At 63.6% G+C, this 13486-nt stretch carries 12 protein-coding genes; 1 reads left to right on the top strand and 11 read right to left on the bottom strand.

Annotated features, from left to right (window positions below; genetic code table 11):
* Nucleotides 1-198 precede the first annotated feature (198 nt).
* Complete coding sequence (locus ACWHTU_RS16235; RefSeq protein ID WP_447860441.1) at nt 199-1794, top strand: OmpA family protein; 1596 nt, start codon at nt 199-201, stop codon at nt 1792-1794.
* A gap of 98 nt (nt 1795-1892) precedes the next feature.
* Here the strand turns inward: ACWHTU_RS16235 and ACWHTU_RS16230 are convergent, their stop codons facing one another.
* The 11 genes from ACWHTU_RS16230 to ACWHTU_RS16180 all read right to left on the bottom strand — a co-directional run bounded on the left by ACWHTU_RS16230 (nt 1893) and on the right by ACWHTU_RS16180 (nt 13455).
* The gene (locus tag ACWHTU_RS16230) at nt 1893-3863 is read right to left on the bottom strand and encodes an AMP-binding protein (protein WP_447860440.1); all 1971 of its coding nucleotides are present in this window, start codon (nt 3861-3863) and stop codon (nt 1893-1895) included.
* Nucleotides 3838-5010, bottom strand: coding sequence for a citrate/2-methylcitrate synthase (locus ACWHTU_RS16225; RefSeq protein ID WP_447860439.1), 1173 nt, complete (start codon nt 5008-5010; stop codon nt 3838-3840). Before ACWHTU_RS16225 ends, ACWHTU_RS16230 begins: the two co-directional genes overlap by 26 nt.
* On the bottom strand, nt 4994-5905 hold the full coding sequence (gene prpB, locus ACWHTU_RS16220; RefSeq protein WP_447860438.1) for a methylisocitrate lyase: 912 nt from the start codon (nt 5903-5905) through the stop codon (nt 4994-4996). The genes ACWHTU_RS16225 and prpB overlap by 17 nt, the downstream gene beginning before the upstream one ends.
* Nucleotides 5906-5908: 3 nt before the next feature.
* Entirely contained in the window at nt 5909-7336 is a 1428-nt protein-coding gene (locus ACWHTU_RS16215) for an MmgE/PrpD family protein (protein ID WP_447860437.1), read from the bottom strand.
* A gap of 130 nt (nt 7337-7466) precedes the next feature.
* The gene (locus ACWHTU_RS16210) at nt 7467-8246 is read right to left on the bottom strand and encodes an enoyl-CoA hydratase (RefSeq protein WP_447860435.1); all 780 of its coding nucleotides are present in this window, start codon (nt 8244-8246) and stop codon (nt 7467-7469) included.
* 56 nt (nt 8247-8302) lie between these two features.
* Nucleotides 8303-8677: a tetratricopeptide repeat protein gene (locus ACWHTU_RS16205; RefSeq protein ID WP_447860434.1), complete on the bottom strand. Its 375-nt coding sequence runs from the start codon at nt 8675-8677 to the stop codon at nt 8303-8305.
* Between the two features lie 123 nt (nt 8678-8800).
* Nucleotides 8801-9562 (bottom strand): methylmalonyl Co-A mutase-associated GTPase MeaB, encoded by a 762-nt coding sequence (gene meaB, locus ACWHTU_RS16200; RefSeq protein ID WP_447860433.1) that lies wholly within the window; start codon nt 9560-9562, stop codon nt 8801-8803.
* Entirely contained in the window at nt 9559-10518 is a 960-nt protein-coding gene (locus ACWHTU_RS16195) for a hydroxymethylglutaryl-CoA lyase (protein ID WP_447860432.1), read from the bottom strand. Before ACWHTU_RS16195 ends, meaB begins: the two co-directional genes overlap by 4 nt.
* Nucleotides 10487-11326: an enoyl-CoA hydratase-related protein gene (locus ACWHTU_RS16190; RefSeq protein ID WP_447860431.1), complete on the bottom strand. Its 840-nt coding sequence runs from the start codon at nt 11324-11326 to the stop codon at nt 10487-10489. Before ACWHTU_RS16190 ends, ACWHTU_RS16195 begins: the two co-directional genes overlap by 32 nt.
* A 102-nt stretch (nt 11327-11428) precedes the next feature.
* Nucleotides 11429-13033 carry a carboxyl transferase domain-containing protein gene (locus tag ACWHTU_RS16185; protein ID WP_447860430.1) on the bottom strand — a complete coding sequence of 535 codons (1605 nt, stop codon included), beginning with the start codon at nt 13031-13033 and terminating at the stop codon, nt 11429-11431.
* Between the two features lie 14 nt (nt 13034-13047).
* Nucleotides 13048-13455 (bottom strand): cobalamin B12-binding domain-containing protein, encoded by a 408-nt coding sequence (locus ACWHTU_RS16180; RefSeq protein WP_447860429.1) that lies wholly within the window; start codon nt 13453-13455, stop codon nt 13048-13050.
* Between the last annotated feature and the right edge of the window lie 31 nt (nt 13456-13486).

Below are 13486 nucleotides of genomic sequence, written 5' to 3'. Positions count from 1 at the left end.
TTTTCGCCCTTGCTCGTGCCTTATGCGCGGACGCTTCGGGCTTGCTGACGCCAGGCGCGGCCTCTCCGGCCCTTGCGTCCTCGCTAACGTCGCCGGTCGGCCTGGGGTGAAGAGGAGATAGACGATGCGGACCGCGGTGTTGCGTAAGGGTAGCCGGGAGGGTATGCTCGTTTTGGAACTTGAAACAAGGAGGACCTGATGATGACACGCACAATGCTGCTGGCTCTTGCCATGTCCGTTTTGGTGGTGACCGGATGCGTCAGCAAGGGCACCCACACGCAGACGCTGGGCGAGTTGGACGAAGCCCGGAAAGCCTCGGCCCGGACCGCGGCCGAACTCGAAAAGCTGAAGAAAGAGTCGGCGGCTGAGTTGCAGGCGAGCCGGCAGGCCAATGCCAAGTTGACGAGCGATCTGGAGGCCGCGCGGACCGAAATCGGCAAACTCAAGGAGAACGTCTCGGCGATCCAGAAGGGCTTGTACGAAGAGCGGGATGCGCGTCAGCAAGTGGAAGGCGAATTGAAGAAGCTGCGGGACGAATATCAGGCTGCGCAACAACAACTGGCCGACTTTCGGCGGGAGCGGGACCTGCTGCAGGCCAAGGTGGACGAGCTCAAACGAGACCTGACCGCCGCGAACCAGGCGATGACGAACGCCGAGGCGCGCATCGCCGCGATGCAAAAAGAAAAGCAGGAACTGACGGCCTCTCTTGGGGAGGCCCGGGATCGCGCGCGCGACCTCGAAACCAAGCTGGCGGCCGAATCGGCTCAAGCCGCCGCGCTGCGCGAGGACAAGCAACGGCTCATGAGCGGGACCACGACAGCCCAAGAAGAAATCGCCAAGCTCCAGAAACGAGCTGCTGAACTGGAAACTCAGGCGGCGCTGACGGCGGATTTGACCAAGCGGCTGGAGGAGCGGGATCAGGAAATCGGCAAACTCCGCCAAATGGCCGCCGACCGCGACGCCCTGGCCGCCAAGGTGGCGTCGCTGACGGAGGAATTGAACAAGGCGAAGGAACGCGTGGCGAGTGTGACCGGCGATCTCTCCAGCCTGCGTGATGAAGAGGCCAAACTGAAACAGGAACGTGATCGGTTGGCGCAGGAATGGGAAAAGCTCCAAGCTAGCCTCCAGCGGGAGCAGGAGCGACTGAAGGCGGTAGAAGCCGAGAAAGCGAGGCTGGAGCAGGAGCGGGACAAGCTGATGGCCAGTTTGCAGCAGGAGCAGGAGCGACTGAAAGCCGAGGCGGCCGAAAAGGCCAGGCTCGAGCAAGAACGGGCCGCCAAGGAAGCGGAGATCCAGCGGCTGACCAAGACGCAGGAAGAATTGAACAAGGCGTTGCAGGAAGAAATCGCCAAAGGCAACATCAAGATCAAGCAGATCGGGGACCGACTGACCATCAACATGGTGGACAAAATTCTGTTCGATTCCGGTCAGGCCAAGGTAAAACCGGAAGGGCTCAAGGTGTTGAAGCAGGTCAGCGACATTCTCAAGACCGTGACGGACAAGCAGATCCGAATCGAAGGCCACACGGATAACGTGCCGATCGGCGTCAAGCTGCGCGAAAAATTTCCGACCAACTGGGAACTCTCCACCGCGCGCGCCACCAGCGTCGTGCGTTATCTGATCGAAGAAGGCGGGGTGGATCGGAACAATATCTCGGCCGTCGGTTATGCGGATACGAGGCCGGTCGAAAGTAACGACACGGAGGAAGGTAAGGCCGCCAATCGGCGGATCGAGATCACACTCTATCCGAAGGATCTGTCCGAGATCGTCAAGCAGGTGAAGCAGGCGAGCTGACCGGTCCGGATAAACCTTTGGTTCACCTGTCCGTGAGGATCAGAGCTGGGCGGGAGGCACGAGGCAAGGACCACGGGTTTCAATTCGGCTCCGACGGATTAAGCGGAGCGAATCTCCCGGATAGCCGATACGGCCTGCGGGTTCTCCAGGCTGGAGAGATCACCCGGGTCCTGACCAAGCAGCATCGACCGGATCACGCGGCGCAGAATTTTGGCGTTCCGGGTTTTCGGCAGGTCCGGCACTGCGTGGACTGCGGCGGGCTTGAGGGGCTTCCCCAGCCGTTCCCCCACCAGACTCGCCAACTCCTCGGAGAGTGCCTCGCTCGCGTTCCACCCTGGGCGCAGCACCACGCAGCACACTAAAGCTTCCCCTTTCACCGGATGGGGGACGCCGACCGCGGCGGCTTCGCTGACCGCCGGGTGACCGGTGAGAATCGCCTCCACTTCGGCCGGCCCTAGGCGTTTCCCGGCGATCTTGATCGTGTCGTCCGAGCGGCCCAAGATGTACCAGAACCCGTGTTCATCAATGGTGGCCCAGTCACCGTGCACCCACACCTGCGGCCACCGGGACCAGTAAGTGTCCAGGTAGCGCTGCGGATCGCGCCAGAAGCCCTGGGTCATCCCGACCCAGGGCTTGGTGACCACCAACTCTCCGACCTGCCGACGCACGGGCCGTCCGTCGGCGTCAAAGATCTCCGCTGCCATGCCCAGACAAGGGCCGGTAAAGGCGCAGGGCTTACAGGGCTGCAGGACCGTCCCGCCCACGATCCCGCCGGAGACTTCGGTGCCGCCTGAATAGTTGATGATCGGGCACCGCCCCCGGCCCACCTGCTGAAAGTACCAATGGTAGGCATCCGGAGTCCACGGCTCCCCGGTCGAACCCAGCACGCGCAGAGAGTCGAGAGCATGCTGACGGACCGGATCGTCACCATGTTTCATGAGCGCGCGGATTACGGTGGGGGAGAGGCCCAGAATCGTCACGCGGTGACGGTCCACCAGTTCCCACAGCCGTCCCGGATGAGGCCAGTCCGGAGCGCCCTCGTAAAGCAGGCACGTCGCCCCCAACGAGAGCGCGCCCAAGATCTCCCACGGCCCCATCATCCAGCCCAGATCGGTGAACCAGAACAGCGTATCGTCGGGTTGCAGGTCGAAATGAAAAGCTAAGTCCTGCGCGGCCTTGATCGGAAAGCCGCTGTGGACGTGCACGGTGCCCTTGGGCCGTCCGGTAGTGCCCGAGGTGTAGAGGATCATGAACGGGGCGTCGGCTTCCATCCCCTCGGTTATCGGTGCTTCGCGCTCGTCGGGAGTCGGCTCGTGCCACCACACGTCGCGCCCGGCCTGCCAGGCAACCGGACAGGCGGCCCGCTGTACGACCAACAGATGCTGAACCGTGGGGCAACGCGACGCCGCCTCGTCCGCGACGTGTTTCAGCCTGACCAGCCCGCCGCGGCGGGAAAAGCCGTCGACCGTGACGAGAAGTTTCGCCTCGCAGTCCTGCACCCGAGTTGCCACGGCCTCCGCCGCAAAGCCGGAAAAAATCGGCATATAGATGGCGCCGATCTTGGAGCAGGCCAGCATGACGACGGCCGCTTCGGGAACCATCGGCAAAAAGACCGCCACTCGATCGCCACGGCCTACCCCGAGGCGTCGAAGGATCGCCGCGGCGCGGGAAATTTCGTCCGCCAGTTGGCGGTAGGTGAAGGAGCGCTGCGTTCCGTCTTCGCCTTCCCAGCGGATCGCCGCCACGTCGGCCCGCGGGCCGGTGCGGTGTTTGTCCACGCAGTTGTGCGTCACATTCAGGCGTCCTTCCACAAACCACTGAGGCCACTGGATTCCGTTCGTCAAGTCCAGCACCTGTGAGTAGGGGCGAGCCCACTCGATCCCCAACTCCTGGATCGCCGCCTCCGTGAACCATTCGATCTCGGAGATTGATCGCTGGTGCAGGGAAGGATAATCGGAGATCCGGTGTTGTCGCATGAAGCGGAAAAGCCGGCTTCGCCGGACATACTCCGCCGTGGGACGCCAGAGAATCGGCTGGGGCTGGTCAGGTCCGTTCGTCGATCGGGACATAGGCTCGCGGTGGCGGCCCGGTATAGAGCGCGCGGGGACGGATCAGCCGGTTGTGGTCCTGCTGTTCGATCACGTGGGCGCACCAGCCGGTGATACGCGAGCAGACGAACACCGGCGTGTAAAGGTCGCGGGGAATCTCCATCAGGAGGTAGGCGACGGCGGTATAGAAATCCAGATTAGGGTACAGGCCCTTCTCCTGCTGCATGATCCGGTCGACGATTGTCGCGATCTCGTACCAGCGCAGGTCGCCGCACGCGTGGCTGAGCGCTTCGGCGTGTCGCTGGATGATCGCCGAGCGCGGATCGCCCTTTTTCAACACCCGATGTCCGAAGCCCATCACGCGCTGCTTGGCCGCCAGCGCATCCCGCACCCAGCGCTCGGCCCGGTCGCGCGTTTTGATGTCCAGCAACATGGCCGCGACGGCTTCGTTCGCGCCGCCGTGGAGCGGGCCCTTAAGCGTCCCGATCGCCGACGTGATCGCCGCGTGCAGGTCGGTCATGGTGGAGGCCGTGACGCGCGCGGCGAACGTCGAGGCGTTGAACTCATGCTCGGCGTAGAGAATGAGCGAGACGTCCAGCACCCGGGCCATGGCCTGGGCCAGGCTGTCGCCCTGATGGTCAGTCAGGAGATAAAGCAGATTCTCGGCGAAACGCAGGTCGGCGCGCGGCCGAACCTGCCGCTTGCCGTGCGCGAGGCGGTAGGCGGTGGCGATCAGAACCGGAATCTGGGCCAGCAACCGAACGGACTTGCGGACGTTCGCCTCGTGCGAGCAGTCGGCGGCGTCGGGGTCCGTCATGCCGAGCAATGACACACCGGTGCGTAGCAGGTCCATCGGATGGGCTTCGCGGGGCGCCACGCCGATAAAGGCTTCCACCGGGCCGGGCAGCGCCCACTGGCTGTGCAGCCGGCCGGCAAAGTCGTCCAGTTCCTTGCGGGTCGGCAGCTTGCCAAAGAGGAGGAGGTAGGCGACTTCTTCGAATGTCGCCCGCTCCGCCAGGTTCCCGATCGCGTAGCCGCGATAGCGCAGCCCCGAGCCGTCTTCGTCCACTTGGCAAAGGGCCGTCTCGCCGGCCAACACGCCTTCGAGGCCGGGACTGTACGGCGTGAGCGGGGGACCAGGTTGCGAGTCGTTAGATTTGGGATTCATGGTCACCAGGCCGGAATAACCGTTCCCGCTGTTCGTATTCAGTGTACCGCAGCAATTCGTACAGTTGCTGTCGTGTGTGCATCCGGTTCAACGAATCCCGCTGGGAACCGAGCGTTTTCAGCTCCAGCAGCAGGGTCTCGATCGCTTTAGTCGCCACGCGGAGGGTGCTGACGGGAAACAGCACGAGGCGATAGCCCAGTTCCTCGAATGCTCCGACGCTCAGATACGGGGTCTTGCCGAACTCGGTCATATTGGCGACCAGCGGAATCTTGATCCCCGCCTCGGCCATCTGCTCGGCGAAACGGCGGAACTCATCCGCGGACTCGAGCGCCTCCGGGAAGATGGCGTCGGCTCCGGCCTCGACGTAGGCGCGCGCTCGTTGCACAGCCGCGTCCAGGCCCTCGACCGCGCGAGCATCGGTGCGGGCGACAATTACAAAGTCCGGATCGCGCCGCGCTTCCACGGCGGCACGGACCTTCGCGACCATTTCCTGCGTGGAAACCAGCCGCTTCCCTGGCAGATGCCCGCACTTCTTGGGAATCTCCTGATCTTCCAACTGAATCCCAGCCAAGCCCGCCTGCTCGAATTCGCGAATCGTCCGCATGACCGACAAGGGAGGACCGAAACCGGTGTCAACGTCGGCCACGGCCGGGATCGTGACCGCATTGGCGATCGTCGCGGCGTCGGCCAACACCTCCGTCATGGAAAGCAAGCCGATGTCCGGCAAGCCCCGCGCCGCCGCCAGCGCGGCGCCGGACACGTAGCACGCGTCGAAGCCGGCCCGTTCGATCTGGATCGCCGTGAGCGCATTGAACGCACCGGGCAACACCACAGTCCGCTTGGCGATCAATTCGCGCAGCCGTTGCGGCTTTGTGTGCACCTTGTCACGTCTCACGCCTTACCCGTCGCGAATTCTGAGCAAAGGCATCAAGATACCGATATCCTTGACACTCTCGAGTTGCCGGATCAGCTCGATCACCTTGCGCGCCCGCGCATGTCCCAACGGCTTGGCGGCGAGACCTAGAAACTTCTCCTCGACCTGGCTGTCCAACATCGGGTTGCGCGGATGGCCAAGCGGATCGTCCACTTGTTTTGTGTATTCTTTGCCGGACGCCATCTTGACCGTTATCCGCGTCGGCATTGACTCCGGATAGCGGCCGGCGAACTCCGGTTGCGGCACCACGCGGACCTTCTGCATCAGGGTGTGCACCGCCGGGTCGTCCAGCCGTTTCCGGTCGAACGAGGCGAGCGTCACGGTCCCGTCTAGCAAGGCCACGGCCACGCAATAAGGAAAACTATGGTCGGCCGTCTCTCTCGTGCGAGGCCGCCACTTCTCCGGATCGCGGCCGATGATTTCGATTGCTACATCGTAGCTGCCGAGTTCCACCTCTGCGATATCCGCCAGCGCCCGCGGGCCTTCCATTTCCAGCAGCTCCTGGCGCAACGCGAGGGCCGCCTCCACCGCCGTCTGGGCATGATACTCGACGGGGTAGTGTTTGATGTAGGTATCCAGAATCTTGAAAGGCGTCCGGCCTCCTTCTTGGCCTGCCGGGGCGGAGCCTGCTCCCTTGCCCGGTTTTTCCCCGCCCAAGACCGACAACTCGAAGGGTCCCGATATCAACTTCATGAATCCTTTCTCGCCCTCGAAGATCGGTGCTGGCCCTGTCATGCCCTGTCGGGCCAGCATCGCCGCGAACACGCCGTTGCGCGCCGCGTTGGAGAAGGCGCACGCCTTCCACATCGACAGGTCTCCGACCCGTGTCTGCCGCAAGGCGATGTTCGCGACGCCGGCCAAATTAATCGCCTGCGCCGTGCGTGCCGCCGGCAGCGCGAAGAGTTTGGCCGCCGCCACCGCAGCGGTGAACGGGCCGTACGTCACGTGGTCCCAGCCGCGGGGGCGAAGCGCCGCTGCGTCACAGAACCGGCAATGCAGCTCATAGGCCAGAACCAGCGCTTCGATCACCTGTTTGCCCGATGCACGGACGACTTCGCCGACCGCTAGCACGGCCGAGAGGTTGTCGGAAGGATGAGCTGGTTCTTTGGAGAGATAGGTATCGTTGAAGTCCAGGTAGCGGACCATCGCGCCGTTGGCGAATGTCGCCAAATCGGGTGTCGTCTTGCAATCGGTCCCCCAAAGGGTCGAGCCTCCCGAAACCTTCACCGATGCGGCCAATCGTCGGGCGATGCGGCAAGGTTCCGCACGCCATGCGCCGAACGCGCAGCCCAGACTATCGAGCACGCGACGTTTTGCTTCGTGCACGACCGCCTGCGGCAAATCCCTGTAAGAAAGCCGGTGGACGTAGTCAGCCAGCCGTTCCGCGAGCATGCTCGATCTCACGAAAGGAACGTCATCGGTTGAGGGTCATTGATCGCCGGTGGAACGCGGTCGCGACCGCACAAGGGACGGGTTCCGGCCATTGACGATCGGCTGTGGACCATGATCTTGAATACGACTTTCACTCCTCACTGAATTTCGGCGGTCGTTTCTCCAAGAACGCTTGCACGCCTTCCTTCTTGTCTGCCGTCTCGCATAGCGCCCCAAACAATTCGGCCTCGCGGGCGAGCCCCTCCGCCATCGGACTGTCGAGCCCGGTGCGGATGGCGCGAAGCGCGGCCTGAACGGCATGGCGTCCCTTCGAAGCGATCTTGGCTGCGACGGCGGTCGCCTCCTTCACGACCTCGGTCGCCGGTACGATCCGATTCACCAATCCCAGGTCCAGCGCCTGCTCGGCTGTGACCGCCTCGCCCGTTAGAATCATCTCCGCCGCCCGCGAGGGACCGATGATGCGTGGCAGACGTTGGGTGCCGCCGAATCCCGGAATCAGCCCCAACGTGATTTCCGGCAAGCCCAGCGTGGCGCCGGCCGCGGCGATCCGAATGTGGCAGGCCATGGCGAGTTCGAGCCCTCCGCCCAGGCACGGACCGTTGATCGCCGCGATGATCGGTTTGTCGAATCGCTCGATGCGGTTCAACAGGGCCTGGCCGCGGCCGGCGAGGTCCGACCCGGTATGCGCGCTGTTCACCTGCGCCAACTCCTTGATATCCGCTCCGGCACAAAAGAAACGACCTTCGCCAGTGAGCACCAGGGCGGCCAGGCGTTTGTCCGCCTCCAGTTCCCCCAGTACCCGATCCAACCGTTCGAGCACCGATCGGGTGAGCACATTGGCGGGCGGATTGTTCATGGTGATCCGTCCGATCCGGTCCGTTACGGTCACAGCCACGCCTGGTTCAGCCATACCCTTCTCCCCTCGCCCGGGCCTGTTTCCTCGCCAGGCCGTTCCCACTAATGTTGTTACATCCCGAGATGCTTTTTCAGGATCGGCGAGTCCTTAATAGCGACATTGGTCGGGGCCAGTTCCGTTGCTTTCTTGAACTCGGCTGTCGCCTCCTCGTGTTTGCCCATCTTGTCGAGGGTCAACGCCAGATTGAAATGCGCCTCGGCCAGATTGGCGTCCTTCTTGATGGCCTTTTGAAACCATTCGGCCGCCACGTCCCAATGGCCTTGTCTGAAATGCCCTACGCCTTCATCGTTGTCCTCGCGACCGGCCGAGCCGGCCGGGGACATGAGCGCTGTCTCCGCCCCGCCCGTGGGCTTGCCGGAATCGCAAGCCGGGAGCGACATGAACAATCCGACCGCAACCGCGATCAAGAGAGACACACGTGCCATGGCCTCCTCCCTACCAAGCTTCGTATGAGCCGCTCGCTCGTTTTCGGTCGCGTAACCGATACAAGCGGATGGAGTCCTCGACCCACTGGACTTTCTTGATCTCCCATATTGAGCATATTGAGGCTACGCATCCTTGCCCTGAAGATCGAGAATCCGCTGATGTTCGGCGATCGCCCGGATAAGGTCGGGAATGCCGTCGCCTTTCAACGCCGACACGCGCACCACGTGTGGGTGCCACTCCTGCAGGTCCCGTACAGTCGACTCGGCGCCTTCCCGGTCCGCCTTGTTCACCACGATGAGGTCGGCGATCTCCAATAACCCTGCTTTCATGGCTTGCACGTCATCGCCCAGTCCTGGCGCCACCACTGCCACGACAATCTGGGCGACCGTGGCGATGTCCGTGCCATCCTGGCCGGCCCCGATGGTTTCGACCAGGATCACATCGTAGCCCGCCGCGTCCAGCACGGTTACGGCGTCCCGCGTCGCCTCCGCCAGGCCGCCGTGCCGGCCCCGCGTGGCCATGCTGCGGATATAGACGCGCGGATCGAGCGCATGGTCCTGCATGCGGATCCGGTCGCCGAGAATGGCGCCGCCGCTGCGCGGACTGGTGATATCCACCGCCAGCACCGCGACCGTCTTCTCCTGCCGGCGATAGGCCCGCACCAGTTGGTCGATCAACGTGCTCTTGCCGGCGCCGGGATAGCCGGTGACGCCGATCACGGCCGCGTGGTTTCGGCCGGGGAGCAGGGCGAGCGCCGCCGTCCCGTGAGGGTCGCCGTTCTCCAGCAGGGTGATCAGGCGAGAGACGGCCCGCAGATCGCCGGTTTTCACGCGTTCGACAAACGCCGCGATATCTAGCATAGGCCGCACTTCTGAGTTCATCATGGCTCCTGATCCCCGACCCTGCACTCCGTGCCTATTGTCAAAGCCGACAGCCGCGAGGTCAACCCGCGGCTCAGATGTCGAACGAGTCGCCGAGCTGCCGCTACCACTTGGATTTCATTCACCGGCACCGTCGCGCCGGAGGCCTTTAATGCGTACACCAAGTCTTCAGTGGCTACGTTGCCGGATGCGCCAGGGGCGTAGGGACAACCTCCCAAGCCTCCGGCTGAACTGTCGAATGCCTCGACCCCGTATTCCCACCAGGCGGTCAACGCGTTGGCGACCGCCATCCCGTACGTGTCGTGAAAATGGAGCGAGAGGCGGTCCCTTGAAAGGCACGGCAGTGCTGCGTCCAGGAGCCGCCGCACATCGGCCGGCGCCGCCTTCCCGATCGTGTCCCCCAGTGAGATCTCGTCCGCACCCAGGTCGAGGAGCCGCTTCATCACCTCCGTCACCCGTGTCGGTGCGATCCGGCCTTCGTAGGGACAGAACACAGCGGTGGAGACATACCCCCGCACGACCATGCCGTCGCGTTTGGCGCCGGCCACCACGGGCCGGAATCGTTCCAGCGATTCGCGGATCGTCGCCTTAATGTTGCGCTGCGTGAAGGTCTCGGAAGCGGCGGTGAAGACCGCGATCTTCTGCGCCGATACCGCCCGCGCCCGTTCCAGCCCGCGCTCGTTCGGCACCAGCGCCGAGTAGATAACGCCGGGCACCCGCTCGATCTTGCGGAATACCTCGTCGGTGTCCGCCAGTTGCGGCACGGCAACAGGCGAGACGAACGAGCCGACTTCAATCTCGCCGACGCCGGTCCTCGACAATGCGTTGACAAAGGCGACCTTGTCGTCGGTCGGTATGATCCCCGGCTCGTTCTGCAGGCCGTCCCGTGGACTGACCTCGATGATCCGCACATGGGGCGAACGGGGATCAGGTTCGTCGGAACGCGCGTTCGGGTGCAAGGGGCGCTCCACACTCGGTTCGTTCTTCGGCCCACGCCGGGGCGCGTTTCTCCCAGAAGGCCCGGAGTCCTTCTTGGGCTTCCGCCGACAGTCTGGCCTCCGCGCTGGCGTGCGCGCACACTGTCCATTGATCCGCGTCGGGCAACCGGAGAATTCGGCGGAACAACGCCTTGGTGTGTCGCGACGCCAGGGGCGCCAGGTGCAAGACCGCCTCGATCAGTTCGTCGATCCGCTTGTCGAGCCCGTCTTGCGCGACGATGTCGTGAATCAGGTTGAACTGTTTAGCCACCGCAGCGGAAAAGGCTTCGCCGGTCAGACAGTAGCGGCGGACAAACGATTCGCCGGCTTTGCGCAACAGGAACGGCGCGATCACGGCTGGAACCAGTCCCAGCTTGACCTCGCTGAGCGCAAAGACTGCGTCCTGGGACGAGACGACGATGTCGCAGACCGCCAGCAAACCAACTCCGCCCCCGAAGGCCGAGCCATGGATGCGGCCGATCACGGGACAGGAGCATTCATCGATCGCGCGATACATCCGGATCAGCCGTTCCGCGTCTTCATGCGCCTGCGCCGCCGACACAGGCGGGTCCGGGCTCATCCACCGGAGATCGGCGCCGGCGCAGAAAACCGGACCGGCACCGGTCAGAACCGCGCCTCGCACCGACGGGTCGGCGCCCAGTTCTTCGAACGCCGTGCGCAGCTCATCGACCATCACGGCGTCAAACGCATTCCGCCGTTCGGGTCGATTCAGGGTGACATGCGCGATGCTGCGCGAGAACTCGACCAGAAGGGTGTTGAATTGGGGCATCGGTTCATCTCCCTTTGAGTTGAGCGGGGAGCCCATAGCGAACAGCCGGCCACTGACAGGCCCCCATCCCAACTTGCCCCATATACAGATGGGGGGGAGGGGTCACATCCGGAATACCGGCGCGTGGCTCTCGCGGATCGGCGCCGTGGCGGCGATATCGAGGCACAGGCCGAGGACGCGGCGCGTCTCCGCCGGGTCGATGATCCCGTCGTCCCACAAGTGAGCGGTGCTGAAATAGGGGCTCCCCTCCCGCTCATATTGCTGCAGAATGGACTCGGTGATGCGCCGCTGCTCTTCGTCAGACAGGCTCTTGTACTCCCGCTCGAGCTGCTGCTGTTTCACCGTCACCAGCACCTGGGCCGCCTGCCAGGGACCCATCACCGAGATCCGCGCATTGGGCCAGATGAAAAGGAACCGAGGGTTGTAGCCTCGCCCGCACATGGCATAGTTGCCGGCGCCGTGCGATGCGCCGATGATCACCGTGAATTTGGGTACCTCCGTCGTGGCCACAGCTTGTACCATTTTGGCGCCGTCTTTGATGATCCCTCGTGCTTCGTACTCCCGACCGACCATGAAGCCGGTGATGTTCTGGAAAAAGATCAGCGGGATGCGCCGCTGACCGCAGAGCTGGACGAAGTGCGCTCCCTTCAGCGCGGCTTCGGACAGGAGCACGCCGTTATTCGCTACGATGCCGACCTGATGGCCCATCCAACGGGCGAAGCCGCAGACCAGCGTCTGCCCGTACCGGGCCTTGAATTCATGAAAGCGGCTGCCGTCCACCAGGCGCGCGATGACCTCTCGCACCTCGAACGTCTGGCGCGAATTGCTCGGGATCAGCCCATACAAGTCGCTCGCCGGGTAGAGCGGCTCCTCGATCTCGGCGCGGCGGGGCATGGGCGGCTTCTTGCCCAGGGTGGCAACGATGGAACGGCAAATCTCCAGCGCGTCGTGGTCGTCTTCCGCCAGGTGGTCGCTCACTCCGGAGAGCCGCGTATGGAGGTCGGCCCCGCCCAGCGCTTCCGGGGTCACGTCCTCACCGGTGGCTGCTTTGACGAGCGGCGGTCCGGCAAGATAGATCGTGCCGGTTCCTTTGACAATCACGTTCTCATCGCACATGGCCGGGACATATGCGCCTCCGGCCGTGCACATGCCCATGACTACGGCGATCTGCGGAATGCCCAATGCCGAGAGGCGGGCCTGGTTATAAAAGATACGCCCGAAGTGATCCCGATCCGCGAAGACTTCGGCCTGCAAGGGGAGAAACACGCCACCGGAATCCACCAGATAGATCGCCGGGAGGCGGTTCTCCAGCGCGATTTCCTGGGCCCGGAGATGCTTTTTGACCGTGAGGGGGAAGTAGGTACCGCCTTTGACGGTCGCATCGTTAGCGGCGATCACACAGGGGCGTCCGCAGATGTATCCGATCCCCGTAATCAATCCGGCGGCGGGAACCTGGTTGTCGTACAGGCCGAAGGCCGCTAGGGGACTGAGCTCAAGCCAAGGCGAATCGGGGTCGAGGAGGGCGGCGATCCGCTCGCGGGCGGTGAGTTTGCCGCGTTTCTTCTGCAACGCCACCGCATCGGCCGGTCCTCCGGCTTGGGCCTGAGCAAGGTGTTTCTTCAGGTCGGCCAGGAGGTTTTCGTAATGCCGCTGATTCTGTCGAAACTCGTCCGAGGTCGCGACCACCGCCGTCTTGAGTACGCGCATAGAAGCCGGCCTCTCTACCGGTGCAGCTTGAGCCCTTTGACAAACTCCACGATCTCGCTCATCGGCGTGCCCGGCCGGAACAGTCCCCGCACGCCGGCCGCTTTCAGACGCGGCACGTCTTCGTCCGGGATGATCCCCCCGCCGAACACGGCAATGTCGTCTGCCCCCTGTTCCTTCAACAATTCCAACACGCGAATGAAGAGCGTGTTGTGGGCGCCGGAAAGAACGCTCAACCCGATCGCGTCGACGTCTTCCTGGATGGCGGCGCTCACGACTTGTTCCGGCGTCTGATGGAGGCCCGTGTAGATCACCTCCATACCGGCGTCGCGGAGGGCTCGTGCGACCAGTTTGACGCCTCGGTCGTGGCCGTCGAGACCGACTTTGCCGATCAGCACGCGAATAGGCTTCACCGTGACGGTCATGGCTGTGCCTGAGGGAGCCGTGTGATCACGT

The sequence above is a fragment of the Nitrospira calida genome (genome assembly GCF_976986435.1).
Note: the sequence above shows the minus strand (reverse complement) of the source record. Positions and strands in the feature narration are given on the sequence as shown.

Coding starts and splice junctions, on each gene's coding strand:
- ACWHTU_RS16225 (WP_447860439.1), bottom strand. CDS start 5,010: ATGAATCCCAAATCTAACGACTCGCAACCTGGTCCCCCGCTCACGCCG.
- ACWHTU_RS16205 (WP_447860434.1), bottom strand. CDS start 8,677: ATGGCACGTGTGTCTCTCTTGATCGCGGTTGCGGTCGGATTGTTCATG.
- ACWHTU_RS16185 (WP_447860430.1), bottom strand. CDS start 13,033: ATGCGCGTACTCAAGACGGCGGTGGTCGCGACCTCGGACGAGTTTCGA.
- ACWHTU_RS16190 (WP_447860431.1), bottom strand. CDS start 11,326: ATGCCCCAATTCAACACCCTTCTGGTCGAGTTCTCGCGCAGCATCGCG.
- ACWHTU_RS16230 (WP_447860440.1), bottom strand. CDS start 3,863: ATGTCCCGATCGACGAACGGACCTGACCAGCCCCAGCCGATTCTCTGG.
- ACWHTU_RS16210 (WP_447860435.1), bottom strand. CDS start 8,246: ATGGCTGAACCAGGCGTGGCTGTGACCGTAACGGACCGGATCGGACGG.
- ACWHTU_RS16215 (WP_447860437.1), bottom strand. CDS start 7,336: ATGCTCGCGGAACGGCTGGCTGACTACGTCCACCGGCTTTCTTACAGG.
- ACWHTU_RS16235 (WP_447860441.1), top strand. CDS start 199: ATGATGACACGCACAATGCTGCTGGCTCTTGCCATGTCCGTTTTGGTG.
- ACWHTU_RS16180 (WP_447860429.1), bottom strand. CDS start 13,455: ATGACCGTCACGGTGAAGCCTATTCGCGTGCTGATCGGCAAAGTCGGT.
- meaB (WP_447860433.1), bottom strand. CDS start 9,562: ATGATGAACTCAGAAGTGCGGCCTATGCTAGATATCGCGGCGTTTGTC.